This is a genomic window from Imperialibacter sp., from assembly GCF_040222385.1.
GTDB lineage: Bacteria > Bacteroidota > Bacteroidia > Cytophagales > Cyclobacteriaceae > Imperialibacter.
In genome coordinates this window covers 438547-465190 of the sequence record NZ_JAVKDF010000023.1, presented here as the reverse complement: position 1 = coordinate 465190, position 26644 = coordinate 438547, and the positions used below count along the sequence as shown (strand labels likewise).

Annotated in this window: 25 protein-coding genes and 1 tRNA gene; 14 read left to right on the top strand and 12 right to left on the bottom strand. The window is 47.8% G+C overall.

Annotated elements, in window-relative coordinates; genetic code table 11:
• Positions 1–20 precede the first annotated feature (20 nt).
• From RIG68_RS12350 to RIG68_RS12325, 6 genes are all read left to right on the top strand, one after another.
• Positions 21–596 (top strand): uracil-DNA glycosylase family protein, encoded by a 576-nt coding sequence (locus RIG68_RS12350; RefSeq protein ID WP_350122511.1) that lies wholly within the window; start codon positions 21–23, stop codon positions 594–596.
• A gap of 3 nt (positions 597–599) precedes the next feature.
• Positions 600–1070, top strand: a complete 471-nt coding sequence (locus RIG68_RS12345) for a GNAT family N-acetyltransferase (RefSeq protein ID WP_350122509.1) — start codon at positions 600–602, stop codon at positions 1068–1070.
• A gap of 89 nt (positions 1071–1159) precedes the next feature.
• A complete protein-coding gene (locus RIG68_RS12340; RefSeq protein ID WP_350122507.1) occupies positions 1160–2428 on the top strand; it encodes a mandelate racemase/muconate lactonizing enzyme family protein in 1269 nt (422 codons plus the stop codon).
• A gap of 4 nt (positions 2429–2432) precedes the next feature.
• Positions 2433–3650, top strand: coding sequence for a glycoside hydrolase family 5 protein (locus tag RIG68_RS12335; RefSeq protein WP_350122505.1), 1218 nt, complete (start codon positions 2433–2435; stop codon positions 3648–3650).
• Positions 3651–3958: 308 nt separating this feature from the next.
• A complete protein-coding gene (locus RIG68_RS12330) occupies positions 3959–4471 on the top strand; it encodes a hypothetical protein (RefSeq protein WP_350122503.1) in 513 nt (170 codons plus the stop codon).
• Between the two features lie 172 nt (positions 4472–4643).
• On the top strand, positions 4644–4979 hold the full coding sequence (locus RIG68_RS12325; RefSeq protein ID WP_350122501.1) for a hypothetical protein: 336 nt from the start codon (positions 4644–4646) through the stop codon (positions 4977–4979).
• Positions 4980–5102: 123 nt separating this feature from the next.
• On the opposite strand, the gene RIG68_RS12320 is transcribed toward RIG68_RS12325, so the two are convergent.
• The 4 genes from RIG68_RS12320 to RIG68_RS12305 all read right to left on the bottom strand — a co-directional run bounded on the left by RIG68_RS12320 (position 5103) and on the right by RIG68_RS12305 (position 7428).
• Positions 5103–5279, bottom strand: a complete 177-nt coding sequence (locus RIG68_RS12320) for a hypothetical protein (RefSeq protein WP_350122499.1) — start codon at positions 5277–5279, stop codon at positions 5103–5105.
• A gap of 30 nt (positions 5280–5309) precedes the next feature.
• Complete coding sequence (locus RIG68_RS12315; protein WP_350122497.1) at positions 5310–5594, bottom strand: hypothetical protein; 285 nt, start codon at positions 5592–5594, stop codon at positions 5310–5312.
• Positions 5578–5712, bottom strand: a complete 135-nt coding sequence (locus RIG68_RS12310) for a hypothetical protein (protein WP_317487635.1) — start codon at positions 5710–5712, stop codon at positions 5578–5580. Before RIG68_RS12310 ends, RIG68_RS12315 begins: the two co-directional genes overlap by 17 nt.
• A 231-nt stretch (positions 5713–5943) precedes the next feature.
• Positions 5944–7428, bottom strand: coding sequence for a GAF domain-containing protein (locus RIG68_RS12305; protein WP_350122495.1), 1485 nt, complete (start codon positions 7426–7428; stop codon positions 5944–5946).
• A gap of 270 nt (positions 7429–7698) precedes the next feature.
• Here RIG68_RS12305 and RIG68_RS12300 point away from each other — a divergent pair, with 270 nt between their 5' ends.
• Positions 7699–10062, top strand: coding sequence for an ABC transporter permease (locus tag RIG68_RS12300; RefSeq protein ID WP_350122493.1), 2364 nt, complete (start codon positions 7699–7701; stop codon positions 10060–10062).
• Here the strand turns inward: RIG68_RS12300 and RIG68_RS12295 are convergent.
• Positions 10059–12143: a helix-turn-helix domain-containing protein gene (locus tag RIG68_RS12295; protein WP_350122491.1), complete on the bottom strand. Its 2085-nt coding sequence runs from the start codon at positions 12141–12143 to the stop codon at positions 10059–10061. The genes RIG68_RS12300 and RIG68_RS12295 overlap by 4 nt on opposite strands.
• A gap of 250 nt (positions 12144–12393) precedes the next feature.
• On the opposite strand from RIG68_RS12295, the gene RIG68_RS12290 reads away from it, so the two are divergent.
• The 3 genes from RIG68_RS12290 (at position 12394) to RIG68_RS12280 (ending at position 15844) form a co-directional block, all read left to right on the top strand.
• Positions 12394–12981: an ankyrin repeat domain-containing protein gene (locus RIG68_RS12290; RefSeq protein ID WP_350122489.1), complete on the top strand. Its 588-nt coding sequence runs from the start codon at positions 12394–12396 to the stop codon at positions 12979–12981.
• Between the two features lie 24 nt (positions 12982–13005).
• Positions 13006–14061 (top strand): acyltransferase family protein, encoded by a 1056-nt coding sequence (locus tag RIG68_RS12285; protein WP_350122487.1) that lies wholly within the window; start codon positions 13006–13008, stop codon positions 14059–14061.
• 187 nt (positions 14062–14248) lie between these two features.
• Positions 14249–15844 carry an ABC-F family ATP-binding cassette domain-containing protein gene (locus RIG68_RS12280; RefSeq protein ID WP_350122485.1) on the top strand — a complete coding sequence of 532 codons (1596 nt, stop codon included), beginning with the start codon at positions 14249–14251 and terminating at the stop codon, positions 15842–15844.
• A 25-nt stretch (positions 15845–15869) separates the two neighbouring features.
• On the opposite strand, the gene RIG68_RS12275 is transcribed toward RIG68_RS12280, so the two are convergent.
• From RIG68_RS12275 to RIG68_RS12260, 4 genes are all read right to left on the bottom strand, one after another.
• Positions 15870–18005, bottom strand: coding sequence for a ComEC/Rec2 family competence protein (locus tag RIG68_RS12275; protein WP_350122484.1), 2136 nt, complete (start codon positions 18003–18005; stop codon positions 15870–15872).
• Positions 18006–18087: 82 nt separating this feature from the next.
• Entirely contained in the window at positions 18088–18555 is a 468-nt protein-coding gene (locus tag RIG68_RS12270) for a hypothetical protein (RefSeq protein WP_350122483.1), read from the bottom strand.
• A 55-nt stretch (positions 18556–18610) separates the two neighbouring features.
• Complete coding sequence (locus tag RIG68_RS12265; RefSeq protein ID WP_350122481.1) at positions 18611–19054, bottom strand: GNAT family N-acetyltransferase; 444 nt, start codon at positions 19052–19054, stop codon at positions 18611–18613.
• Positions 19051–20010, bottom strand: a complete 960-nt coding sequence (locus RIG68_RS12260; RefSeq protein WP_151999517.1) for a PhoH family protein — start codon at positions 20008–20010, stop codon at positions 19051–19053. Before RIG68_RS12260 ends, RIG68_RS12265 begins: the two co-directional genes overlap by 4 nt.
• A 97-nt stretch (positions 20011–20107) precedes the next feature.
• Between RIG68_RS12260 and RIG68_RS12255 the strand changes: the two genes are divergently transcribed.
• Both RIG68_RS12255 and RIG68_RS12250 read left to right on the top strand, forming a co-directional pair.
• Entirely contained in the window at positions 20108–20893 is a 786-nt protein-coding gene (locus RIG68_RS12255; RefSeq protein ID WP_339815735.1) for an SAM hydrolase/SAM-dependent halogenase family protein, read from the top strand.
• Between the two features lie 2 nt (positions 20894–20895).
• A complete protein-coding gene (locus tag RIG68_RS12250; protein WP_350122479.1) occupies positions 20896–21192 on the top strand; it encodes a putative quinol monooxygenase in 297 nt (98 codons plus the stop codon).
• A gap of 21 nt (positions 21193–21213) precedes the next feature.
• Here the strand turns inward: RIG68_RS12250 and RIG68_RS12245 are convergent.
• A tRNA-Leu gene (locus RIG68_RS12245) sits at positions 21214–21297 on the bottom strand.
• A gap of 328 nt (positions 21298–21625) precedes the next feature.
• On the opposite strand from RIG68_RS12245, the gene RIG68_RS12240 reads away from it, so the two are divergent.
• The gene (locus RIG68_RS12240) at positions 21626–22687 is read left to right on the top strand and encodes a hypothetical protein (protein WP_350122477.1); all 1062 of its coding nucleotides are present in this window, start codon (positions 21626–21628) and stop codon (positions 22685–22687) included.
• A gap of 154 nt (positions 22688–22841) precedes the next feature.
• Positions 22842–23933 (top strand): hypothetical protein, encoded by a 1092-nt coding sequence (locus RIG68_RS12235; protein ID WP_350122475.1) that lies wholly within the window; start codon positions 22842–22844, stop codon positions 23931–23933.
• Between the two features lie 231 nt (positions 23934–24164).
• Here RIG68_RS12235 and RIG68_RS12230 read toward each other — a convergent pair whose 3' ends face one another.
• Together RIG68_RS12230 and RIG68_RS12225 are read right to left on the bottom strand one after the other, a co-directional pair.
• Positions 24165–24398 (bottom strand): DUF6364 family protein, encoded by a 234-nt coding sequence (locus tag RIG68_RS12230; protein WP_350078037.1) that lies wholly within the window; start codon positions 24396–24398, stop codon positions 24165–24167.
• A 134-nt stretch (positions 24399–24532) separates the two neighbouring features.
• Positions 24533–26206 (bottom strand): hypothetical protein, encoded by a 1674-nt coding sequence (locus RIG68_RS12225; protein ID WP_350122473.1) that lies wholly within the window; start codon positions 26204–26206, stop codon positions 24533–24535.
• Positions 26207–26644 lie beyond the last annotated feature (438 nt).

Genomic DNA, 26644 nt, shown 5'->3' with positions numbered 1-26644 from the left:
GTGGCTTTCTGCTTCCATATATGGATAAACTACTCAACGATATCAGAGCCTGTAGCTTGTGTAAAGAACACCTGCCCTATGTTCCAAGACCCATCATTCAGGCGGGCTCATCGGCCCGAATAGTGATAATCGGGCAAGCGCCCGGCATGAAGGTGCAGCAAAGTGGCATTCCGTGGGACGATGTCAGCGGCGACAACCTGAGAAGCTGGCTGGGAATAGACCGGGAAACTTTCTACAATGGCAAGCTGCTGACACTTATGCCCATGGGTTTTTGCTATCCTGGCACCGGAAAAAGTGGCGACCTGCCTCCAAGGCCGGAATGTGCGCCGTTGTGGCATCAACCAGTGATCGCCTCAATGCCGGAAGTACAACTCACACTGCTGATCGGGCAGTATGCGCAGGCCTACTATTTGAAACAGAGATGTAAAAACACACTGACCGAGACTGTGAGGAACTATCAAACCTATCTGCCAGACTATCTGCCTCTTCCCCATCCATCGCCCCGCAACAACATATGGCAAAAGAAGAATAGCTGGTTCCGGGAGGATGTGCTGCCTGCGCTGCAATCGATCGTATTACCCCTACTCAGAAATTAAAAAATGGAAATAGAATTCAAGCAACTGTCGGAAATAGACAAGTCGGACATCATCACGCTCATGAATCACCCGCTCGTCAGGCGGCAGATGCCCTTGCTGAAAGATCATTTCGACGAAAATGCCTGCGACACCTTCATTGCATCTAAAATGAAACTGTGGAATGATCACGGATATGGCCCGTGGGCATTCGTCGTGAACAATGAATTTGCCGGCTGGGGTGGCTTGCAGCCTGAGGGTGGAGAAGCTGATTTGGCCCTGGTTTTACATCCAAACTACTGGGGCATTGGGAAAACATTGTATCAGAAAATTATAGATAGAGCATTTATCGAAATGGGGCTGGACTCTGTCACCGTGTTGTTTCCTCCCACCAGAACAAGGGTCAGTGGCTTGCTACGCCTTGGTTTCAAGGAAGACGATGATTTGTATATTGGAGATCAACGCTTTATAAGATATCGGCTGGGGAATCCAATGTAGTCCAAAGAATCTCACTCTTTCACTTATTCATTGGATGCCGAGGGCATAATTCCCTATTTTTATAGGACGCTCAAACACACTACCTACCTATGAAACGAAGAACCTTTGTCCGAAACATGGCCCTGGCCACGCCCGCCCTGGCCTTTATGCCCTACCTCGATCTCTTGGCTAACTCACTTTCCGGGAAAGTAAAAATCACCGACGTACAATGTGTGCTGACTAAAATTGGCTTTCGGGTCAGTCCGCTGGTGAAGATCAGCACCAATGTGGGGCTGGTAGGCATTGGCGAATGCCATCACGACGAAACAGGCTACGGAGCCAAAGACATCATCCATAATGTTTGCAAGCCCATCCTGATGGATCAGGACCCTCTGGACCTGGAATACCTCGTATTCAAGATGAGCACCCGTACTTCCTACTACGGCGGTAACCACGGCCTGGCCACCCACGCCATCACCGGTGTGGAGTTTGCCATGTGGGACCTGATCGGCAAAATCACCGAACAGCCGGTGCACAAAATACTGGGCGGCGGCAGTCATGTGAAGGAAGTGAGGGCCTATGCCTCGTCGGGCCCGCAAGACATGCTCAGCAAAGACTCTTGCGCCGAATTTGCTGAACTAATGAAAAGCCAGGGATGGACTGCCTGCAAAACCAATATCTTAAGAGACCAGCAGTGGGACAGGCTCGACAACCGTCGGCTGTCCAACGTAGAGGCCGACCGGAATGCAACGGGTTACGCCAATATGCGGGAAGCGCTGGGCTTGGAGTTCGATATCGCCGTTCACTGCCATTGGGAGTTTGACTTCGACAGTGCCCTGCGGCTGGCTAACGCTGTGGCTCCCGTGCGGCCCATCTGGCTGGAAGACCCTCTTCCCATTGCCTACAACGAACAGTGGGTGAAGCTGACGGAAAAGTCGCCAGTACCCATCCTGACAGGCGAAAACCTGTATACCCGGGACGACTTCCGGCCCTTTATCGTCAACCAGGGCGTGAACATGATAGAGATTGACGTTTCCATGGCAGGCGGGCTGCTCGAGGCCAAAAAAATTGCCGACATGGCCGAAACCTATTATATCCCGGTATGTACGCACAATGTGGCTGGTCCTATTGCCACGATTGCATCCGCCAATTTTGCTGCATCGGTACGGGAGTTTGTCGCACACGAAGCGTTTATCTTCCATCCTAAGAACAAGGCAGGTAATGGCATCAATGGTGACCCTGATGTGCTTGGTTACGATAAGGACGTGATTAAAAACGGCCATATCCAGCTCAGCGACCGGCCGGGCTTTGGGATCGAACTCAATGAGAAGCTCATAAGAGAGAAATATATGGTGGAGGGCGAAACGTGGTGGAAATAAACATATGAACAAGAACTCTCTTTTCCGGCTCCTCGCCTTCTTACTGATCTTGAGTTTTTCCTGTGAAGATACAACGCCGGATACCGATCCTAAAGACACAAACAGTGGCCGTTACCCGGATTATAATACTAACCCTTTGCCTCCTGACCCTACTGGCATGACTTCCAATGCAGTTCAGCTGGCTGCAAAAATGAAGCTTGGTTGGAATATGGGCAACTCGCTGGAAGCCATCGGCGGAGAAACCGCCTGGGGGAATCCGCTTGTCTCCGCTGAATTAATTGATATGGTCAAGCAAAGCGGTTTCAATGCTGTCCGCATCCCATGCTCCTGGGACCAGCACATGGAAAATGCGCAGACTGCCAAAATCGATCAGGTATGGCTGGACAGGGTGAAGGAAGTGGTGAAATATTGCACAGACAGAGACATGTATGTGTTGCTCAATATCCATTGGGATGGCGGATGGCTTGAAAACAATTGCACGGAAGCCAAAAAGGTGGAGAATAATTTCAAGCAGAAGGCTTTTTGGGAGCAGATAGCCACCCACCTGCGTGAATTTGACGAGCACCTGCTTTTTGCCAGTGCTAACGAGCCCAATATAGAAAACAGCACCCAAATGTCAGTGCTGCAGTCCTACCACCAAACATTTGTGGATGCCGTAAGATCAACCGGAGGCAAAAACAGCTATCGGGTGCTCGTTATCCAGGGGCCCAGCACGGATATTGAAAAAACTAACCAACTGATGGGTGAACTACCGGTTGACGAAGTGGACAATCGGATGATGGCAGAGATACACTATTATACGCCATGGAATTTTTGCGGACTTGAAGCAGATGCCGACTGGGGCAAAATGTTTTACTACTGGGGTCCCGACTTCCATTCAACAACGGAAACAGATCGGAACGCCAACTGGGGTGAGGAGGAATTCGTGGCAGAGGCTTTTCACCTGATGGAATCACAGTTTATCGAAAAAGGCGTTCCGGTTATTCTGGGAGAATATGGGGCCATGAAGAGAACTAACCTGACGGGAGATGCCCTTCAATTGCACCTTAACTCCAGAGCCTATTACCATGAATTTGTGACAAAGAAAGCCATTGAGTCCGGCATAGTTCCTTTTTTCTGGGACAATGGAGCGCTGGAATTGGGCACAGGTATTTACGACAGGTTTACAAACCAAATAGCTGATAAGCAAACACTCGACGCACTGATCAACGGCACAAAATGATGGCATTCTCCTCGCCCAGGAGGCAAGTTGATCAGAGAGGAGCGATCGCTTTGGACTTATGGCAAACACTGAAAAATAAATAGCCGAAGCCATTGCAGAAACCAACGGACTGAGCTTAACGGCAGTTGGTTTACGCTTTGACAAAGTTGTGGTGGAGTTGATACATTTATCTGGGCAGTATGATAAGCTCCAAAAGGCTAAATTTGTTATACGATGAGAGTACGACGTCGAAAGCTCTCAAGTGCTGGTTGCATGAGAGCCTTTGAGGTTGACGGCGAGGCCCATTCTGAAAACAGCCAACGAACTTCATGAGTCAATTTGATTTCAAAAAGAGAAACCTTCTATCCGGCCCACACCTACTGGGGTCGCTGATGATCCTGACGGGCGTATTTGCCCTGATAAGTCCCATGCTAATGGAGAGCGGGAGTTCGCTGGAAAAGACTTTGATCGTGGGAGTCGGCGCTGTGGTAATTGGCCTTGCAATAGTGTCATCGTACAGCGGAACACTCATCTATTTTAGTGGAAACAAAATAAAACACTACACGTCAATTTTCGGATATAAAATTGGTGAGTGGGTGGAGCTTCCGTCTATCGCCACGGTAACCTTAACCTCCACCAAATACAGCACCACCAACACGTCCAACGGCATCAGTCCGACGCTTTCGGGGGAAATAACTGACCACAAGGTTCTGTTGTATGCCAACAGAACCAAGCCTGTGTTTTCATTTGTATACCCAAAGAGGTCAATTGCCATCGATGCGGCCAAGCGGCTCGCCAGTGGCTTTGGTGTTGAGCTGGTGGTGCGGCAGCCGGAAGAGTAGGTGTTTGATACGTTTAGTTGTGTGACCTACTTTCCATTTTCCAAAAAGTCAGGAGCATGCCAGGCGACCGCTACCTCAAGCAGCCCTCCAACCAAAAAAGGCATTGTTGCATCTAGGTACTATCCGACAATTGTTGTCACGTCGATCATATAGCTAAATAAACCATCGGACGATGCATAACCTAACCGCCTACCTTAGATTCATTTCCCGCCGCAAAACGCTCAGCTTCATCTATGTCTTCGGTCTGGCCATTGGCTTTGCCGCCTGTATTTTCATTGGGCTGTACATCATCGAAGAGCCCCTGCTGGTGCGAGCCTTCGGCTCGTATCCAGTTAAATTAAATCAATCTCCTATAGTATTATCGCTAGTGGCACGAGACTTCGTCCGGGTCAGTTTCGCCAACCGGCCATCGCACCAGCGCTTGCTGCTATTGCCAAGCTCTGCTGCTAGGATGGGCTGGGTCGATTTCTCAAAAAAAGGATGTATCGAAACATTATCCGTATCCTAAAAGAGCCTTCAGGTTAGGTAATAATGTGATTAAATCGTTGTCAACATCTTTGATGAATATCGGCATTTGATCTTCGATCACAAATTGCAATTCAAAGCTATTAGAAGAGTTATACAATGCTATTCAGTCAAAAGCCGATATAGCTTTATCGTCGAATATTTGCAGGCCTCTGGCAAATCTTTCTCTAATCGTGGACTCACTCACTGCATGGCCGCCTTTCCTGACTCTTTCCTGCACACGCTGAATTGCAATGGTAGGATCGGTAAGTGCCAGGAAGTATAGAATCGTTGTATAACCCAATTTCTTAGCTTTTTTTGCTAGTTGGATATTCTATTCTGAGTGGAAATTTGTTTCGTAGGCTACCGACATATCTTGGGAAAAAGAATGAGACAAATACGATTCAAATTTTGAGTTGATAGACTCCCTGATTCCTTCGGTAAGCAGGGGATCAAAGCCGAATTTCTTCCATACTGAGTGGAATTCCTTATCCCAATCAAAGGCTTCTAACCCATACGGCCTAAGTATTTCTTTACTCGTAGTCGACTTGCCAGCACCGTTGGGTCCGGCAATAACAATAAAAAATGACGACGAGCTGAGTTCAGATTTTTTCTGCAACAACTATCACTTTTGGAGCGACTAACTGTTTTTTCCCTCCACGGGATGCCTTTTCTCTCTTTAAAGCCTCATTCATTGCTTTTTCAGCTCTCAATGCGTCTTTTACTGCGTCTTTCATATTAACAAATATACAAATTTATTTGCACCCAGGAATTTCCTCCGCAACTGAAAGCATCAAAAAAGGCAGCCTCTCAGCCGCCTTTCTCCTTTCCTGTGCTAAACCCACCGCTACATTACCTCCATCTGCTCCTGCGCCTGGTCGGCGGTGCTGGTATGGCAAAATGCCCAATCAAAAAATGAGTCAGAGACTCTCGGCGGAAAACTGTTAGGCGAGGGCCGGCAGCTTCCTTCACGACTCTGAGGGCACCCACCCGTTCAGCTGGTTTCGGTCGATAGATGCGCCAGCGTCCACAATTTCGTTGATCTTTTTCACCACATCATCCAGCTCTACCACCGACGCTTTCAAAAGACCAACCATTTCCTTCTCCTTTGTATCACTCTCTTCGATCAGGTTAACGAGCCCCAGAATTCTGCAGATCGGCCCTCTTAGCTGATGGGAGTTGATGTAAGCATACTCTGCCAACTGCTTGTTCTGCGTTTCAAGCTCCTGCGTCCTCTCGCTGATCCGCTCCTCCAGGCTTTGATTGAGTCTGCTCACTTCCTTCTTATGCTTCCGAATTCTCGCTTCATAGTCTCTTCGCTGGATCGACCTGATCACCAGCGGCACAATGTCCGACAGAGCTTTCGCAAAAAGCAAATCCTCCGGTAGCCAGTGGCGATGCTCTTGATGCTCGAAGCAAATCACACCTCCCAGTTTTCCATCGAGGAAATAAGGTGCATCCATCATTGACAGGATGTTGTGGGGCTTCAAATAGTTGTCCTTAAATTCGAACGTCTTAGGGTCAACTTCCGCATCATCCGCCGGAATGATTTCTTCGTCGAGCAGTGCCTCAAAGTAGCGTGGAAAATCTTCGCCGTGCAGCTCTGCCCCTTTTTCATAATCTTGCTCTTTCAGTTTGTACAGCAGCAGGCATTTTATTTTGTTGCTCGTTCGGTCATAATGCCAAATGCTCACCCTGTGCGCCTCAAGACTAACGGCGCCTGTTTTGGTAATGTCCCGCAGTGCCTCCTCTAGCGTACCGAAGCTGATGCTCCTGCTTTTTGAAATGTCGAGCAGGGTATGCCAGTGTTTTTCAAGGCTGTTGTTGCGGTCAACAATTTCTTTCACCCTGGCTGCCAGCGCCTCCTGACTTACCTCCAGCTTATTATTCCTATCGGTAATCGTCGTTAGCAGGTGCTGGCGGATCCTGTGGAATAGCTGGATGAAGACGAAGATCACGACCGCCAGCCCGAGGTGAGCCACGAGGGCTCCATACACATTGCCAGCTTTTGGCACCGCCAGATTATCGTGGACAAAAGCGAAAACAACGAAAGTGGTAAGTGAAATGCCTGCCCACACAAATGCGTTCTTCTGGTTAACAAGCGTGAAGGCCATCAGCGGCAACAGCCCAAGCCATGGTGCAATGAGTGACAGCAGCCCGCCGGAAAAATACATCCCGACGCAAAACGATATCCAAAAACAAAAAATGGTAGTTTGTATAGCAAGGTGGAGGCCTGTTTTTAACCGGAGCAAAAAAAGCGTACTTAAAAGCAGCACCACCGGCAGCAGAAAGGCAATTCTCGGCGTGTAGAAGCTCAGGTAGGGGTGAAGTACAAAACAAACCAGGCAAAAGAGAACCTCCACAAGCGCAAAGCTGATCATCAGTCGGGCCCTTGCAAACCCCTCCTCATCAAGGTCAAATCCATCCAGGAAAAAAAAGTGAAAGCGCTTCATGTAACTAACAGCCAAGTCGTTACTAAAAATAGCGAAAAGATTAACGTTTCGGGTTTAAATTGGACATTTTTAATAGAAAGGCAATCTCGGTGCTTCGGGCGGTAAAAATACCGTATCGGCAAAGCAACTATCCTTGTCATTCTGCATCCTGACAGGTAGGGCGAAAAGTGGCCGGCTCCAACCAAAATGTTTATAATTGACTCTGCTTATTGTTCAGTTTTCAAACAACGGGACTTGCTTGCTGATGCAACTTCCGCAATCACCATTTTCATGCACAACTTAACTGCCTACCTTCGCTTCCTTTCCCGTCACAAAACGCTCAGCTTCATCAATGTGTTTGGCCTGGCTATTGGCTTTGCGGCGTGCATTTTTATTGGGCTGTATATCACCGAAGAGCTCAGCTACGACCAGTACCACGAGAAACTGGACAGGATATACGTGGTCGCCTCAGAAATAAACTCGGGTGAGTCGGTCACCAAAGTGTCTACCGCACCCGGGGCGCTGACACCCATGCTGAAGCAGGAGTTCCCCGAAGTGGAGGAAGCGGTGCGAATGACCACCATGACAGTCCGGTCAATCAAGTACGGCACAAGCGTCTTTCAGGAAAACGATATCCTCCAGGCCGACCCGGAAATCTTTCAAATACTTACCTTTCCCCTCATTGAAGGGGACCCAGGCACCGCTCTCATAACTCCTAACAGCATTGTGCTGACAAAAACCCTGGCTGAAAAATACTTTGGAGCAGAGGAGCCCATGGGCAAAGTGCTAACTATCAATGAGCAGCCCTACCAGGTAACAGGGCTTATGAACGACCTGCCGACTGCCACCGACCGTAAATTTACTGCCCTGGTGTCAATGGACAGCCAGGCGGAGAAAGGATGGTTCGACTTTGAATACCATACTTATGTGCTGCTCAAAGAACAGTACCTCCAGTCCGATCCAGCGCTTACTGCCTTTAAAGAACGAATGGTGAGCGACGCTGAAAAAACCCTCAACGAGCTGCTCGACGAGGCCGACCTCACCATCGCCATGCCTGTGGAGCCGCTTAGTGGCGTCCATTTTCGGGAGCCCACTTACGACGATACGCCTAAAGGCAATATGGCCTTCATTTCTATCATCGCTTCAGTGGCGCTGCTGATGTTGGTGATCGGCAGCATCAATTTCATCAACTTTTCGCTGGTGCAGTCGCTGGAGCGGGGCCGGGAAGTGGGCATCCGTAAAATCGTCGGCGCACGTTTTCCTCAGCTAGTTTTTAAATACCTGAGCGAGTCGGTGCTGATCGCCCTGATGGCTTTTCTTATTGCCATGATAATGGTGGTAATAGCCATGCCCCTGTTTAATGAAATTACCGGAAAAAGCTTCGAAGCCATCCGCCTGTTTAATTTCACCTTCCTCTCCCTCTCTTTTGCCACAGTGGTGCTCGTGGGTGTGCTGGCGGGCAGCTTTCCCGCTTTTTTTACTTCCTCTATTCAACCATTGCAGGCATTAAAAGGAAAAATCACCGGCATCCGGGGCCAATGGTTCCGCAAAGCCTCCATCCTGGTGCAGTTTGCCATTGCCATGGGACTGATCATTTGCACGTTGCTTATCCACCAGCAAATGCGTTTCATGAGCAACTACGACATGGGTTTCCGTAAAGAGAACGTGGTAGTGATTGATACGCCAGACGATTCGCTGGCAGCAGGAAGCCTCAATGTGTTCAAGAACATTCTGCTACAAAACAGCGCCATAGAAAAAGTATCAGGCACGGGCTACGGTGCCATCCCAGACGAAGAACCCCGAAAAGGCACATTGGGTGTGAAGCCTAATGGCGAGAGCAGGCTGGTGAATGTGTTCACAGTTGATGAAGACTACCTTCCCACGCTGGACATAGCGCTGCTTGAAGGGCGCAATTTTGACCCCACCCGACAGGTAGATAAGCATACCACTGCGATCGTTAATGGAGCCTTCGCAGACTTGTGGGGTTGGGACGATCCCCTCGGCGAGCAGGTGCATGCAGATGGTTCTGTAAAAGTGGTCGGCGTGATGGAAGACTACTATTTTCAATCGCTTCACGTGGGAGTGGAGCCCACAATCATCATGTTCGGAGATGACGTTACCGTGCATATGCTGGTACGCTTCCGCTCCGACTACCCCGTGAAAGAGCAAATGCCATTGCTTGAAAGTGAATGGAAAAAACTGTTTCCCAACGAACCTTTTGCGGCCCATTTTCTGGATCAGTCGCTGGCTGCTCAGTACGATGCGGAGGACAGAGCGCTCACCCTATTTACTTCCTTCAGCGTGCTGACCATCATGGTGTCGTGTCTCGGGCTTTTCGGCCTCTGCTCGCTGACCATTTCCCAAAGGAAAAAGGAAGTGGGTGTGCGGAAAATTATCGGTGCCAGCTATGGTTCCATAGTGCGCCTGTTTTCAAGAGAATACCTGGTGCTCATTGGTCTTTCGTTTGCTATCATCGCACCAGTGTGCTTCTGGCTGGTGTCACAGTGGCTGCAATCTTTTGCGCTGAGAGACAGCATCAGCCCATGGGTGTTTGTGGCGGCCTGCCTGGGAGTGCTGGCGCTTGGAATAACTACCGTGGTACTTAGCATTGGAAAAACATGGAATACAAACCCGGCGAGCTTGATTAGGGACTAAAGTCTTATCGGCAGCAGCCCCTCCTCTCCCAAGTGGGCTTTGATCTCCTCATGATCCTTCCAAAACTTGGCCTTGACTTCACCAAATGCCTTTTGAAATTCAGGCCGATCTTTGATGGGCTCAAACATAGGGTCCATATCCAGCATCAGCACCCAAATGTAGAAGTTGTCCTGTTTTGAAAACAAGGTCACCTCCCCGATGGCTCGTGGCCAATCTTTCAAATAGGCGAAGTATGCAGCCTGGTTCACATGCATGTAAATCGTGGGATCGTTGTCGGCATATTGTTTATAGCGACTGATAAATTGCTCGGCCTCCTCAGTGAAACCCATTTTTTCATACACGATCCCAATCTTAAGGTTGGCGTGGGCATACAAATCAAGATGGAGGCTGTCCTTTAGGTTGACGAATTTTTTGTAGTAACGATAAGAATTTTCATAGTCCCTCAGCACAAAGCATGTGTTACCCAACTCTTGCAAGAACATTATATTGTTGGGATCATTTTCCAGCTCTTTGAGCAGAAAATCTTTTGCCTTAGCAAAGCTTCTGGTTCTGGCTAGCTGGGTGAATACTTTCACCATCCTTGCTATAGTGTTGCCGGGCTCATACGCAATGGATTTGTCGATGTAAAAAAGTGCTTCATCCACGAACCCTGCCTGCACCAACGCATTACTTATTTGCAGGTAGTTGTAACTCTGGGTGGAGGAGTCTGCTGCCACATCCACCCGGGCCTTCATCAATGCGTACTCCAAATACTTTCCCGTATCAGGTCGGCGGGAAAAATAATACTCGGAAAGAAAATGCAGGACGACACCCGAGTTGGGATTGTACTCCAGCGCCTTTTCCAGGTAAGGTACTGCCTGCTCGTTCTTTTCTTCATAGATGTAGGCCAGAGCTTTTGCCACAAGGCTCTCCGCCAGCGTCGGATCAAGAGCGAACGCCTTTTCTGAGCTCTGGCCTATTTCCTCACTATATAGCTTGTCTGATCGATAGATATCCAGGTAAAAATACACCATGGTGAGATCGGCATAGGCCAGGGCAAATTGATTGTCGATGTCAATAGCATTTTTATAATAAGGAATCGACGCCTTCAGGCTTTCGCCAGTACTTTGATAGAATAGCTCCGTTCCTTTCAGGTAAAAATCATAGGCTGCCAGGCTCTCTGTCGGCCGCTTTCCAATTCTTTCTTCCTCTTCCGGTGTAATGAACACCTGTATCTCCTCGGCGATGTTTTTAGCTACTTCTTCCTGCAATTCAAAAATATCTTTCGCTTCCCTCCGATACTGCTTGGCCCAAAGATGGCGGTCAGTGGCTGCTTCTATCAGCTGGATGTTCAGCAATATGTTGTCACCAATTTTCTGTCCGCTCCCTTCTACGAAATAGCTGACGTTCAATTCCTTCGCCATTTCAGGAATTGACTTGCTCGTGTTCCGGTATTTTTCAGAAGATGTGCGGCTGATCACCCGAACGTCACGCATCTTTTGCAGGTTAGTCAGGGTCGACTCCATCAGTCCATTAATAAGGTAAACGTTGGTGGAGTCGTTGCTTTCGTTTTTGAAGGGCAGCACTGCTATCGATTTATCGAGCGCAGGCTGCACTGGGCCCGAGTCTTTTGGGGGGTAAAAAAACCACCATACAGTGGCTCCCACAACCAGAAAGGCCGCCACTGCTAACAACGGCACCCTGAGCGATTTTCTTTTCTCAGCAACAGTCGGACTCACAGGCTCGTGATGCTCTCTTTTCCCCACCTCCCCCGGCGGGTAGCCATAATACTCACGAAAACATTTGATGAAATAAGACGTGCTGCCAAAGCCCACTTTGTACGACACCTCCGACACATTCATGGAAGTTTGCCTGAGCAGCTCCATGCCCTTTTTTAGCCGCTCCTGGCGAATAAACTGGCTGGCGGAAAGCCTGGTCAGTTTGCTGATCTTGCGCAGTAGGTTCGAACGGCTCATGCTCACCTCACTGGCCAGCTCCGACACACCAAAGTTTTCATCAGAAAGGTTTTCGCCGATGATGACTGTAAGCTGGGTCAAAAAATCATTTCCCTCCGTCAGACCGGTTGGGCTTTGGTTCTCCATTATCAGGCAGCTAAATGTTGTGCAAGCTCTACAAAAATGGTGATTCCAAGTGGAAGTCACAAACGTTCTGGAATGAGTAATGCAAGCATGCTTTCAAGCAGGTTTGCGTCATAATTTATATCAAGTCGTCATAGTTTTCATCTCTTCGCCAAACCTTATGAATTCGGCTGCAATCGTGTTTAGTGCTGCGCCAGACCTTGACGGAACTTTGTCTCAAACAAAATTTCTCAGAAACTAAACAAGAAGAACAATGAAAACGATGATGAAAAATGGTTTGACAACTTTCACTCAGCTGTTGCTGGTAATTGTACTTTTAGGTGCCTCCGCCTGTACGAGCGACTCAAAGATGAGCGAGGCCACCACCGCAGCATCCGGCGTTTCCGCACCAGAAATGGATATCCACACTGCGGTGCTTTCCGGTGATATTGAAGTGTTGAAGCAACACATTGCTGCCGGCTCTAACCTGAACAAGAAAGACCCTTTCGGAGGGTCAAGCCCTTTGATTTCTGCGGCTGTGTTTGGTAAGCCGGAGGCAGCCAAAATTCTTATCGACGCAGGTGCTGACATCAATTTCCAAAACAACGAAGGCTCTACCGCACTGATCTCAGCAGCATTTTTCTGTCGGCCGGAAATTGTGCAAATGCTGCTCTACAAGGGCGCCGACAAAACCATCAAAAACAAGTATGGAGCTACAGCCTACGAGAGTGTCGCAGGGCCCTATGCCGACGTAAAAGGCAGCTATGAAATGATGGCCACCATGCTTGCTCCAATGGGCATGAAACTCGACTACGCCTATATTGAAAAAACAAGGCCCGAAGTAGCTGAAATGCTGAAATAATAATAAGTATCAAAGACTACTCAAATGACAACAACACACAGAAGGTACGATGTTGACTGGTTGCGTGTAATCGCCATCGGCTTGCTACTGATCTACCACATCGCCATCGGCTTCCAAACCTGGGGAGTGATGATTGGATTCATTACTTCTGAAAAGACATGGGAATCACTATGGATTCCCATGTCGATGCTGAATGTGTGGCGGATACCTTTGCTTTTCTTTGTCTCAGGCATGGGCGTCTTTTTTGCGCTACGCCGAAGGAACTGGAAAGAGCTGCTGCTGGAACGCACCGGCCGGATACTGATCCCCTTTCTTTTTGGCATGTTCGCCATCGTGCCTATCCACATCTACCTTTGGAAGTCGCATTACAAGATGACGGCCGGCTACGAATACAACCCGGGCCATTTGTGGTTTCTTGGCAACATCTTCATCTATGTACTTGTCCTCTCTCCCATTTTTTTCTACCTAAAACATCATGAGGAAGGGAGTCTGGCCAAGGGGATCAAATGGCTGTTCAGCAATCCGCTTGGGTTCCTGACGGTGATGGCGGCCTTCGCCGCAGAGGCATGGCTGGTGAGTCCGGGTATTTATTCCCTTTATGCTACTACCTGGCACGGTTTCTTCCTTGGGCTGCTGGCGTTTTTCTTTGGGTTCTGCTTCGTACTTAGCGGACAACCCTTTCTGGAAATGATCCTGAAGTGGAAGTGGATATTCGTTGCAATGGCCAGTGCGCTGTTTGTTGTTCGCATGGTCGTATTTAATCAGGCCGCCCCTAATTACCTGCAATCTATCGAGTCGAATTTTTGGATCTTCGCAGTTTTTGCTTTTGGATACAAATACCTCAACCAGGGTGGCAAAGCACTTACTTATCTGAGCCAGGCAGCGTATCCTGTTTATATCCTGCACATGGTGTTTCTCTATCTTGGCTCAAAATTCATTTTCCAGCTCGATGTCGCCGCACCCATCCAGTTTGTAATGGTACTGATGTTCACGGCCCTTGGTTGCTTCGCTACTTATGAAGTGATCAGAAGAGTGAAATTCCTGAGGCCATTGTTCGGTTTAAAATGGAAATCATCCTAATTTTGTCCTATGATTGGTTGCAATGGTTCGTTGAAAGCCGAGCCATTGCAACAAAATCTTCCTTACTTCCGTAACACAAAAAGTCTAAGCAGCAGCACTCCATGTGAAATCCAATTTCTTTCAAATAAAGTAGGCAGCCTCTCCCCCTCCGCTGCATTTTGTTCACTTCTACCGAAAGAAATTCAACATGCTTATTCTTCAAGACATTACGTATACCCATCCCAATAAGGATGTGCTGTTCAGCCATCTTAACTTCACGATCAACCGACACGACAAGGTAGCCCTCATAGGCAACAACGGTGAAGGAAAGAGTGTGCTCATGAAAATCATGGCAGGAGAGCTGGAACCGACCTCCGGAGCAGTGCAGTCCGGCTCAAAGCCTTATTACGTTCCGCAATTGTTTGGGCAATTCAACCACCTGACTATTGCACAGGCCTTAAAAGTTGACGGTAAAATCCAGGCCCTGCACGAAATTCTGGAAGGCAACGTTACGGAGGACAATATGGCCCTGCTTGACGACGACTGGACGATAGAAGAAAGGTGCAGCGAAGCCCTGGCCAATTGGGGGCTTGGAAGCTTGCCTGCAAACACCAGCATGAGCGCTGTAAGTGGAGGGCAAAAGACAAAAATATTTCTGGCTGGCATTGCCATACACCAACCGGAACTCATACTGCTCGACGAGCCCAGCAACCACCTCGACTCCGCCGGCCGGGAATTGCTTTACCAGCTGGTGCGGTCAAATTCCCTCACGATGGTTGTAGTAAGCCACGACAGGCAGCTTTTGAACTTGCTTGACAATGTTTATGAGCTCAGTCGGGGCAAAATCACAATGTACGGAGGTAACTATGAGTTTTACGTAGAGCAGAAGGAAATAGAAAGCCAGGCGCTGCAACACGATGTAAGAAGCAAGGAGAAGGCGTTGCGAAAGGCAAAAGAAGTGGAACGGGAGGCTGCTGAAAGAAAGCAAAAGCAGGATGCCCGGGGAAAGAAAAAGCAGCAGAAAGCCGGGATGCCGACCATCATAATGAACCTCATGAAGGACAAGGCCGAAAAAAGCACATCACGGCTCAAAGGCGTTCACGCAGAAAAGATAGGCGAGATCTCCCAGGAGCTCAGCTCACTCAGAAAAGAGCTGCCGGATCAGGATAAAATGAAGTTTGGCTTTGATAATTCCAATCTCCACCGGGGCAAATTGCTGGTAGAGGGAAAGAATGTGAATTACAATTTCGACCAAACCCCGCTTTGGGAGCAGCCACTCAGCTTCAGCGTCAGCAGCGGCGACAGAATGGCCATCAAAGGACTGAACGGCTCAGGAAAAACTACATTGATCAGGCTAATACTTGGCGACACACAGCCCCAATCGGGCACCATCTACAGAGCGGGCAGCTCAGCCATCTACATCGACCAGGATTACTCGCTGATCGACAACAAGCTCACTGTGTATGAACAAGCCCAGCTATTCAACACCTCCAAGCCACCATTGCTGGAACACGAGGTCAAAATAAGGCTGGCCAGGTTTCTGTTTTCCAAAGAAGAATGGGGCAAGCCATGCAGTGCGCTAAGTGGAGGTGAAAAAATGCGGCTGATGCTCTGCTGCCTCACCATTACCCACCAGTCACCCGACATTATCGTGTTGGACGAGCCTACCAACAACCTCGACATCCAGAACATTGAGATTTTGACCGGGGCCATCAACGAATATGAGGGCACGCTGCTGGTGGTGTCACACAATGGCTATTTTCTGGATCAGATAAACGTAGATAGGGAGATTCTTTTGCGGTAAAAAATGCAAGTCAGCGAGAGCTACGCTACAACTCTCGCTCTCTCAAATCTCTCACATAGGCACCTTCCCATGGAATGACATACACCTTTACACTAGCTGTCTGCAACGCCTTCGAAGTTCTGCTCAGGTAGTTGAACCTGCTTGTTCCATCAAAGACAATTTCCTCTGGCGCAAAGTACTTCCCAAGGTCCGTCGGCCAAAAGCTCTGGTTGGATACGATCAGGAGGTCGGCCGCCAGGGGTTCTGAAAAAGCTTTGCGCTTCGGCAGTGGGTTCAGCAGATGAAACACTTTCAAGCTGCCGGCCTTTATTGCAACGAGGGTGTCTTCTATCAACACTGTTTGAGGGAGCCAGTTGTCGGCATGGGAAACAAAAGGGATCATTGTGCCCTGCTGGATGAGATGAGGTCTCACATTAAGGTTGAATAGCCGTTCCTCCTGCTTAAAGGCTTCATCAAAATAGTGAAACACCTTCCCTCCTTCCTGGTAATCCATGGCAGTGTAGCCGGTCATTTCGTAGATCACAAGCTCCCTTTTCTGATGTTTGTCTGCTACAAAAAGTCCTTTCGATAGAACAAAGAGCAGCAGGCAGGCAGCCATATACTGAAACCACCTGTAATCACGGCTCTGCCACCAGAACAGCATCAGCAGAAGGGCACCGTACAACAGCCAGGTTTGTGCGGAGGAAAAGGAAATAGGGAAGATTTGGCTGGCCGGTAGTTGCTCAATAAACTCAACAAACCAGTTGAGGCCAAACACCATCCATTTCAGCATAAAAGCTACTGTTCCCGCCAAAAATGATGACACATAATGAACAGCAAATAAAGCCACTCCGGTACTAAGGATCAGAAATGCTGCCGGGATGACGAGCAAATTGGACAGCAAAAACCAACTGGGAAACTGATTGAAATAGTACATGCTCAATGGCCCTGTGGCCAGCTGAGCAGCCAGAGAAACGCAGGTAATGGCCCAGGTTTTGTCGAGCAGCCAATGAGGTGCAGCCCATTGGCGGTACAGAAAGGGTTGCAGATAAACAATACCCAGCACCGCCAGAAACGAAAGCTGGTAGCCCACATGAAAGAGAAAGTTGGGGTCGTAAAGGAGCAGCAGAAAGGCAGCCAGCGCCAGCGAATTGTAGATATTGGTCTTTCTACCCAGGCCTTCTGCTACCATCACAATAGAAAACATGGTGACAGCCCTCAGCACCGAAGCCGACATGCCGGTGATCAGTGCAAAGCCCCACAGGCAGGCAAATAAAACGACAAACCGCACAAGCTTGCCGTATTTACGCTTCTCCAATGGCTTCAGCAAAAATGCCAGGATCATGTAGATGATGCCGACATGCAGGCCTGACACTGCCAGAATATGCATAGCACCAGCCGCCGCATAGGCTCGGCGTTGTTCGATGTCAATTTCGTCTTTCTGGCCCAGTATCAGCGCCTCAGCTATGCCCCTTTCCCACACATCCGGCAGGTATTCCTTCAGCACATGTAGCAGTTCTCTCCTCCAGCCCATGGAAACGCTCACTAACCTGTTGGGAGGGTCTGAGCCAGCCAGGAGCACGTCGTTGAAGGTAACATAGTCCTGAAAATGAATGCCTTTCCTGGCCATGTACTGCTTAAAGTCAAACCCGCCAGGGTTGCGCAGCGGTCTGATTTCTTCCGGGCTTCCGTGGATCCAAAGTACCGTCCCGTACTTCAGGGCACTCAGGTTGGCCGTGGTGGCTGAGTCTTTTTTCAGGTAAACCTGCACCAATCCAGTCTTTCGCAGCAACGAATCGCCCGACCTAATGGCAGTGACCTGGACATCAAACGCCCAGGTATTTGTCTTTTCTGCAGGATCATCTACCAGAATTCCTTTATAGAAATCTATCGGCGTCTTGCTTGTATATAAATGATTTTCCTGAAATATGGCCTCAGTTGACTGCCTTCTGAGGATGCCCACAAGGCCTATGGAAAGCATAAACACGATACCGAAAAGGTAGCGCAGACTTCGGGCAGCGTTTTTTCTGGAATAAAACCACAGAAGCAATACGACAAGCCAAACAAGCCCTATGTACGAAGAAGGAAGCCAGGTGCCTCTCAGAAACAACTCATGGCAGCCAATGCCAGCAGCGCAGGCTATAAAAATTCTAACAAAAGGGATGGCACTCCAGCGGATCAATTGGCTACTATTTTTCTAAAAATAGTAATTCTGCCGCTCTAATTGGAAAAGTTCGTGCTAAAGATAATAACGAAAAGACTTCTCATAAATGCTTCAACAGCAGCTGAGCCTTTTGGATATCTTTGGGTCGGCCGAAAAAACGATAAATCCGATGCTGCTCCTTGATAGTGGGTATTTTCACTTGCATGCCCGCCACGGTCACGTTCATAAATTGCCTGACAAGCAATGGCACCCATTGTTGTCCCGCATTCACTTCAAGGTTTCCCATCACCTCTGCGTCAACTCCTTTGAAGCGAAACCTGCCCGAGTTAGACCTGAAAATTCTGTCATAGGCATAGACATGGTCCTTTACCTGCCTGTCTTTCCATTGTTCCTTGAGGAAGTTAGCGTCTGCACTGGAGGTCAGCAGGTTGATGTCTCCTATCTTGTACATTTCGCACCCTGCCAACACCATGGCGGCGCTACCAATAACAAAATAATCGTGCTTAAGAAGGTGAAGATCCCCGCCTGCCAACTCAAAAAAATGAGTTATTCTTTCCAATGCTGTCAATTCTCTATCGTTTAAGCTTTAACTGGTCTCAATTTCCAAGCTGATTTTCTCAAAGTCAGCTATTGTGATCGTACTCCATTTCAATATGAAGAATGTTACACTCTTCGAACTCCTCTCCCACGGTCACGAACCCATGCGATTGATACAAAGGCACCACGTCCACTTGTGCATGAAGAAAGACTCTGGTTCCCAACGGAACGGTCGCAAGTACATCTCCCATTACCTTTTTCAACAGCTCTTTACCAACTCCCTTTCCCCTAAAACTAACAAGTACAGCAAACCGTTCGAGCTTGACGCTATTTTCTGCATATCTCCACCTGGCAGTTCCAGCAGGCTCACTTCCATAAAAAGCCAGAAAATGGGTTGAAGATTCATCCAAACCGTCATATTCGTCCGCCTCACTCACCTTCTGCTCCTCCATAAATACCTTGCGGCGAATGTAAAAGGCTTGCTCCAGGTCTTCGTTCGAGGTGATTTTCCTTACCTCTATATCATTCATTTGCGGTCTTCTTCTCCTTCGTCAAACTGATCATAAGCCTTGATAATTTCTCTCACCAGCTTATGTCTTACCACATCTTTGCCATCCAGCTCCACAAAACCAATGCCTTTCACGTCCTTTAGCACGTTCAATGCTTCAATAAGACCTGACTTTTGCTTTTTGGGCAGATCAACCTGCGACTTGTCGCCCGTAATGATCACTTTCGAGGTGGGGCCCATCCTGGTCAGAAACATCTTGATTTGCATGGCCGAGGTATTCTGCGCTTCGTCCAGCAAAATAAAGGCGTGGTTCAGTGTACGGCCCCGCATGTAGGCAAGCGGCGCTATTTCTATCACCCTATTTTCCTGATAAAACTTCAGTTTTTCAGGTGGTACCATGTCGTCCAGTGCATCGTAGATCGGACGAAGATACGGGTCGATTTTTTCTTTGAGGTCGCCTGGTAGAAAACCCAAGTTCTCACCGGCTTCCACAGCCGGACGGGTGATGATAATTTTTTTCACCTCCCTGTTCTTGAGTGCCTTTACAGCCAGCGCCACAGAAATATAGGTCTTGCCGGTACCTGCCGGGCCTATTGCAAACACCAGGTCGTTTTTTCTGGAGGCTGTTACAAGCGCTTTTTGGTTGGGTGTCTTCGGAACGATCTTAAACCCTTTGGTGCCATAAATAAGCACATCATCCTTGTCCTCATCGAGCACGGTCTCGTCTTCCTGTGTCAGGTAGTTAGTCACGTTCTCTTCCGTTACCATGCCGAACTTATTGTAGTGCTGAATCAGCGAATTAAGGATATCGTTGATCCTGATGATTTCGGGCGTGCTTCCCTGTATCCTTATCTCATTTCCTCTGGATATGATCTTGCTTTGAGGAAATGCCTGGGCTATTTGCTTAATATTTTGGTTCTCAATCCCCAGAAAATCGAGAAGGGAGATATTCTCCAGTGTGATGACCTTTTCTATCAAATGATGATCTATTTTAGATTTTGTTAGTAATCAGCTAAGTGCTTTATTTTTATTTACTTTGCCCCTGTAAAACTAACTATTATTTGCGTCTTCCTACATGGCTCTCATTACTTTTCTGTCAGATTTCGGTACGTCAGACCATTACGTGGCAGCAGTGAAGGCAGCAATAATGAGCGTTAACCCGGGGCTGCAAATAGTAGACATTACCCATGAGGTAGCGTCGTGCAACCTGGCAGAGGCCTCCTACCTTCTTGAATCGGTCTTTCGTGATTTCCCCAAAGGCACAGTGCATATGGTGGCCGTGAACTCGACCGGAAAAAGAGAAGACAAGCCAGTGGCAGTGAAGCTGGAGGATCACTTCTTCGTGGGGCCCGACAATGGCATATTTAGTCTGATTTCTACGCAAAAGCCTACAGCCATTGTAACACTCGACCTGATCAATAAAAAGAAAACCACTTTTCCAGCCAGAAACATGTATGCGCAGGCCGCCTCCTACCTGGCCAGCGGCAAGTCTATTCATGACCTGGGGCAAATGGTACCAGAGCTCAATACCCTGATCAAGAAAAAGGGCAAAACAACCAAAAAGCAGATCACCGGCCATGTGATTCATATCGACCATTACGGCAATTTGATCACCAACATTGCGAAAGAGGACTTTGATACCATCATGGAGCTCAACCAGCAAAAAGGCTTTGAAATATCATTTGGAAGGGAGCGCTCTACCGAAATTCACGAGTCCTATTTCTCCGTAGAAGGTGGCGAATGCTTTTTCATCTTCAACCAATCGGGTTTGCTGGAAATTGGCATCAACAACGGACATGGGTCGGACCTGCTGGGGCTTCACTACGACTCCCCTGTATTTATCAACTTTGTAACTGAATAGCTATGATTATCAGGATTGTGCGCATGACCTTCCATCCCGATAAAGTCAGCGAGTTCCTGACCATCTTTAACAATTCCAAAAGCAAAATCCGGCATTTTGAGGGCTGTCAGCATCTTGAGCTATGGCAAAGCACGGAGATGCCCAACGCTTTCACCACCTACAGCCACTGGCAAACCGCCGACGATCTTGAAAGATACAGGCATTCAGAGCTATTCAGAACCACCTGGGCGAAGACAAGGGTGCTTTTTGCGGAAAAGCCGATGGCCTCTTCGAATGAAATTATTACCGTAGCAGACTAGGGGAATCAAATGAGAAAAGAGTACCTGGGGCCGGACTCGAACCGGCATGGGGTTGCCCCCGAAGGTGTTTGAGACCTTTGCGTCTACCAATTTCGCCACCCAGGCTTGAAGTGAAGGAACTACGTTTCGTGTCTCATTCCGAAACGGGATGCAAACATATTAAAGTTTTGAATAAATGCAAAGCGATTAACGGCACAGAAAAACTATAAATAGCCCGCAGCACTATTACAATTGCAGCCGCCACCAATAGACTGCATTCTGCAGAATCCATGGAAAAGGAACTATCATCTGATCTTAAAATATTACGTCAACACCCTTTTTGCCTATTCATATCCATCAATTTATAGAAATGTGTTTAGAAAGAAATTATTTCTACATATTTAGAGCGAAAATACCCGAGATAGCCAATGTTACACAACAGTAATTAATCTAAATGAAAAATCAGTTTCTGCTCTGTATTCTCTTTTTATCTCTATTCGCAAACACCTGCTATTCCCAAAAGACCTATATCATAAAGCTGGGGAATGATAAAATCGACATCCCCAACCGCAGCTTCTATGTGGATGAAGTGATCGATAACAGAGCCACCGATAAAGAGTGGATTGGAATCGTGCAAACCGGACAGTTCAACGATCCGTACGAAGCGAAGTTTGAGTACGGATTGGAAAACGCACTGATAACTTACCTCCGATTGGCGTTATCAAAAACCGCTGCCTTTCAGGTGCCAGTCAAAATGAGCATCAACCGACTTCAGATCTCCGAAAAAACCACAGCCACCAACGAAATGGGATATGCCGACATTTCCGTGGACTTTTTTAAAGATGAGGAGAAACTATTTAGCTCCGACCAGTATACTGGAGTAAGTGGTCTGGACATAACCGAACTGCATGAAGCAAATATCCGAAAGGCAATTACCCTAAGTCTTGTTGCGTTTGAAGAGTTCAATCGGGTAGTCGCCATGGGTGGCCAAAGTGAAAATTCTCAACGCTCAGGAAATTCGGTTACCAGTTCATCTGTAGATTTGCATTCACTCACACAACCTGTGCAGAGTACCGAGTTGGTCTCTGCAGATTTCGATGATAACCACAAAAAGGATGGGAAAGAAAATAGAAACATCACCGCTTTAGGTTACCAGATTGGTGGAAATACTCTTATTGGCTTCGATTATGAAATCAGGGTGAGCAACTATTTCGGGGTACATTTGGGAGCAGGAATCAAAGGCTTCACCGCCGGAATGAAAATCCACACCAGCCCAAAGAAGAACAGTCCTTTTTTCAATTTGAGTTATAAAGATGCTGGATTGGGATTGATGAACTCATTGGGGCTTGAGTTTGGGGGGAGGTTGATTCTTAGCAAATCCAGTGATTTCGGTCTTTTGGGTCAGATAGGTATTCAGAAAATCCTGTCCATTGACGAAGATTTTGAAAACGAACTGTTTAAAAGAAGAGATACTCCGGCAGCTATTTTAGCGATCGGCATTGGACTGAGCTGGTAGAGCAAAATTATCCGAAAGCACACTTTTCAAAGGGGCATTAAATTTTAACACTACTACACTATATCACCACAGATAAGACATTAATTTTCAGATATTATAAATTAAACCTATTGTTTCCCAGCAAAGTCTGGGTAAGGAAGACCAACCTATCACCATGAAAAACCAGCTATTACTCTGCCTTCTCTTTATCGGCCTGTCGTCAGGCGCCTCGTTTGCTCAAAAAACCTACGTGGTAAAGCTGAACCCCGATTACATTAACATTCCCAACAGAAGTTTTTATATCGATGAGGTAATCGACAACCGAACCGATAAAAGTAGGATTGGCATTGTTCAAAACGGTTCCCTGCGCCTCGCCCAGTTTGAGTATGGACTGGAGAATTCCCTGGAAAGCTACTTACAATCCGCTTTCCCTAGGACAAACCAGGAAATTCCAGTCGTGATGGTAGTCAACCGACTGGAGATTTCCGAAAAGCCGGCAAATGTCGGCGAGGTCGGGTACGCCGACATTTCTGTTGATTTTTTTACCGGCGAAATCAAGCTCTTCAGCACCGATCAACATGTGGAGGTCACCGGCACCGACGTAACCAAACTGCATGAGGCCAACATCAGGGAGGCGGTGGCAAAAAGCCTTTTTGCCTTCGGCGACTCCAACTGGGTGTCGGTAATGCATGGAAAAACGGAAAAGCCCCAACCCTCCAGAAATACTGTACCTGGTTCGGATGCTGCATTGTTCTCGGCCACGCAGCCTGTAAGCGGAGACAACCCTAACTACAAAGCCTCAGAGAGCAAGAATAATTCGACGGCACAAACTCCTGCGGAATCACCGGAGGAAGCAACAACTGACACCTATACGGAGAATAGAAATATCACTGCGGTAGGATATCAGATTGGCGGCATAACGCTGATAGGTGTCGACTATGAAATCAGAGCGAGCGACTATTTTGGCATACACCTGGGAGGTGGCCTGGCGGGCTTCACTGCCGGAATGAAAATTCACACCAACCCCGAAAAGAACAGCTCCTTTTTCAATTTCAGCTACAAAGATGGTGGTTTTGGGCAAATCACTACCCTGGGACTGGAATTTGGAGGTCGATTGGTATTCAGTAAATCCAGCGACCTTGGACTTGTGACTCAAATAGGTATTCAAAAAATTCTGTCTATCGACGAAGAATTTGAGAAACAAGTATTCAAAGGAAACGGTGCGCCTCCTGTGATGCTGGCCTTTGGCATTGGGCTTAGTTGGTAGACTGGTTTATCGCCTAAGTAGGGAAGACAATTATGTACTGGTTGAACTCAGGTATTCCGAAGCTGTCATCACTGGGATTCCTGATGCTTTAAAACCCTTAAGGTCTCTGGTGATGATTGTATCAAGGTTGTTTTCTACAGCAGTATAATATTGTAGTCCATCTTCAAGGGCTTTGGGCTAGCAAATCAAGAACTTTTTCGGTGTTTAACAGTTGCAACTTCGGTTGTCCTTCTAAAGAAAATAGTCGGCACAACGTCTTTTATAGTCAAAGTCGTTATCAATTTTAATGACCCCACTCAAGCTTCTAACAAGCGGTGTTATTTCTCCAGCCTTCGAACTTCTGTCCATCAAAGACAGCAGGTAGCTTTCTATCAACTTAGAGAGGCTCACCTTATGCGCCTTTGCGTACAACTTTGCTTGCTCAATTACTTCCTTGTCAAGGTTCAGTGTCAATTTGGTCTTCATAACACTAAAATTAACGTGAGTTCGATATAAAAGTAAAAAAAAATAATGCTAGGCGCCAAACTTATTCAGCGCTTGCACCACAACAAATGATGATGTTCTCAAGAACTTCGGGTAGGGATCTGAAGAACGCTTCCTTACTCCCTGATCACCTTCAAATGATCATCATTACCCGTCATTTGCCAGTGCCCCAACGATATTGGGATACATCCTATGGCATTGAGTTGGTCAAAGAAGTCTTTCACTTTGAATGATTCATTGTTGGCCTCCTTCATTCTGGCAAACTCTGCCATGGCATTTTCAAGAAGGTACTTACCAGTGATGTAGCTGCTGCCATAACCGGGCTGGCGCAGGTATAAATGCTGCTCAAAGAGGAGCAGTTCCTTTTCAGTTTTCATCCAGCCTCTGGGTGTGTATTCGGAGTGAATACCTCCAGCCTCCACGCTGTTCATTTCGTTGGCCTGGGCGTAAAGTGAACCCAGCCCTCTGGCGGCCCGCTGAGCAATCATGATGTAAACAATTTCCCTTACTCTCGGGTCTTCATCGTAAAAGCCTGCCTGCATAAACATCTCCTCCACAGCCGTGGCAGTGCCTTCATTGCGGGAGTCGAAGATATTGTACAACAATGGGCCTTTGCGGATTTCACTTTCATGTGGTTCGTTGTCCATGCGGGCGAGTTCAAACCAGTGATAGAAATGTGAATACAACGGCCTTGGATCGTAGTGCATCCCAATAAGGAAAAAGTTACGCCTTTCTTTCGGCACATAGCTTCCCAGGTGCTCCCTTAGCGCTGGCTCGAAGTAGGGCTTCACCGTTACAATTTCGTCTTGCTCCAGAAACGTCATCATACTAACCGCTGCCTTTTCTGCCATTTCCTTAAACGCCTCCGGAGAGTCAGCAGCGGTGAGCTCAGGCAGGTTGCGGTTGCGGTGTTCTTCCAGTTTCAGAGAAGCCCAGGCACGGGACAGCTCCCTTTTCAGCAGCATCACCTCATCGTCCCAGGTAAGCGGAACCAGATGAACATTTTGCAGGTACCATGTGTAGTTTTCTTTTCCAACGCCTGATGGCCCGGTTTTAGACTCTGCCTGTTTCTCCAGCCATTCAACCAATTCCTCAGTAGACGCAATGCCATCATTGATGACTTGTACCATGCCAGCGTCGTCCTTCACACCTGGCAGCATCAGCAGCCCCTTCAAGTCTTCGCTTTGTGTGCGAATATCCCTGATGCCCGCTACCCACAGGTCTTTGGCATTACCAGTTAAGTTGATCTTGGCCTGCTCATTGAAAGCGGGAATGACCGACAGCTCGTCGAGGAACTGGATTTTGTCTTCGGTATTAAGCGGAAAGCTGTACTTCCAAACATCCAAAGCCGCATGGTTCGTCGGCCCTTCATGCGCAGGCACGTCGCTGCGCTCCATCCACAGCACTTTGTAAAAAGCCGGATCCCTTTCCCATGGCTTTAATATGTGGTGATTGAAATCGTAGCCATTCATTTCCGCCCAGACAACTGTCCAGTCCACCTTTTCTTCAACCGGCCAGCCAGTGGTGTCCACGGCCATCAATCGTCCCTGTAATTGCTCAAACTCCGTCCAGCGTTTTTCGAAAGTAGCGGCCGTGTAATCAGGTGCACCGTCTTTCAAAGGTGGGGTTTCGAAGCTCCTCCACTCTTTGAACAACGCCACCAGATCGTCGTATCGTTTGGTGGTTGGTGCTGCCACGGTGGCTACCTCTTGCTGTGGCTGTTCTGGCTGGCAGCCGGTGACAAGAATGAACAAAGCTAAAATCTGGAAAAGGGAGGAAAATCTCTTCATTGAAACGATTGGTTATGACAAAGGCCGAATATAGGTAATTTCTAAAAGCTGTTAGCCAGAGATTATTAGGGCGGTTTATGAATCAATTCAAACCTCCAACGCAGAGACTCCGCATCCTAATAGCCCTGTTGACACCCTGAGCTACCTCAGAAGGAGCTACCACCCCACTTCAAATACTATTTTCACCGCTCCCACCTAATTTTTTTCCTTCCATCATCAGTGGTCTTCTAAAAAAAGAAATAAGCGGCCGTAGGAAAGGGTTAGCGGTGGTATAAACGCATAGCCGGTTAATACCCGGGATCTACCGGCGCCCAATACCGCCAAAAAAGTCGTTTTAAATCATTTAAACGGAACATTTCCGGGTCGAACTGTGTATCTTTGAAGTAGTTGATCAAAGTTATTCAAAGGGCTTTCGCCTTTTAATACCCCAAAACAATG

Coding starts and splice junctions, on each gene's coding strand:
- RIG68_RS12350 (WP_350122511.1), top strand. CDS start 21: ATGGATAAACTACTCAACGATATCAGAGCCTGTAGCTTGTGTAAAGAA.
- RIG68_RS12345 (WP_350122509.1), top strand. CDS start 600: ATGGAAATAGAATTCAAGCAACTGTCGGAAATAGACAAGTCGGACATC.
- RIG68_RS12340 (WP_350122507.1), top strand. CDS start 1,160: ATGAAACGAAGAACCTTTGTCCGAAACATGGCCCTGGCCACGCCCGCC.
- RIG68_RS12335 (WP_350122505.1), top strand. CDS start 2,433: ATGAACAAGAACTCTCTTTTCCGGCTCCTCGCCTTCTTACTGATCTTG.
- RIG68_RS12330 (WP_350122503.1), top strand. CDS start 3,959: ATGAGTCAATTTGATTTCAAAAAGAGAAACCTTCTATCCGGCCCACAC.
- RIG68_RS12325 (WP_350122501.1), top strand. CDS start 4,644: ATGCATAACCTAACCGCCTACCTTAGATTCATTTCCCGCCGCAAAACG.
- RIG68_RS12310 (WP_317487635.1), bottom strand. CDS start 5,712: ATGAAAGACGCAGTAAAAGACGCATTGAGAGCTGAAAAAGCAATGAAT.
- RIG68_RS12305 (WP_350122495.1), bottom strand. CDS start 7,428: ATGAAGCGCTTTCACTTTTTTTTCCTGGATGGATTTGACCTTGATGAG.
- RIG68_RS12300 (WP_350122493.1), top strand. CDS start 7,699: ATGCACAACTTAACTGCCTACCTTCGCTTCCTTTCCCGTCACAAAACG.
- RIG68_RS12295 (WP_350122491.1), bottom strand. CDS start 12,143: ATGGAGAACCAAAGCCCAACCGGTCTGACGGAGGGAAATGATTTTTTG.
- RIG68_RS12290 (WP_350122489.1), top strand. CDS start 12,394: ATGAAAACGATGATGAAAAATGGTTTGACAACTTTCACTCAGCTGTTG.
- RIG68_RS12285 (WP_350122487.1), top strand. CDS start 13,006: ATGACAACAACACACAGAAGGTACGATGTTGACTGGTTGCGTGTAATC.
- RIG68_RS12280 (WP_350122485.1), top strand. CDS start 14,249: ATGCTTATTCTTCAAGACATTACGTATACCCATCCCAATAAGGATGTG.
- RIG68_RS12265 (WP_350122481.1), bottom strand. CDS start 19,054: ATGAATGATATAGAGGTAAGGAAAATCACCTCGAACGAAGACCTGGAG.
- RIG68_RS12255 (WP_339815735.1), top strand. CDS start 20,108: ATGGCTCTCATTACTTTTCTGTCAGATTTCGGTACGTCAGACCATTAC.
- RIG68_RS12250 (WP_350122479.1), top strand. CDS start 20,896: ATGATTATCAGGATTGTGCGCATGACCTTCCATCCCGATAAAGTCAGC.
- RIG68_RS12240 (WP_350122477.1), top strand. CDS start 21,626: ATGAAAAATCAGTTTCTGCTCTGTATTCTCTTTTTATCTCTATTCGCA.
- RIG68_RS12235 (WP_350122475.1), top strand. CDS start 22,842: ATGAAAAACCAGCTATTACTCTGCCTTCTCTTTATCGGCCTGTCGTCA.
- RIG68_RS12230 (WP_350078037.1), bottom strand. CDS start 24,398: ATGAAGACCAAATTGACACTGAACCTTGACAAGGAAGTAATTGAGCAA.
- RIG68_RS12225 (WP_350122473.1), bottom strand. CDS start 26,206: ATGAAGAGATTTTCCTCCCTTTTCCAGATTTTAGCTTTGTTCATTCTT.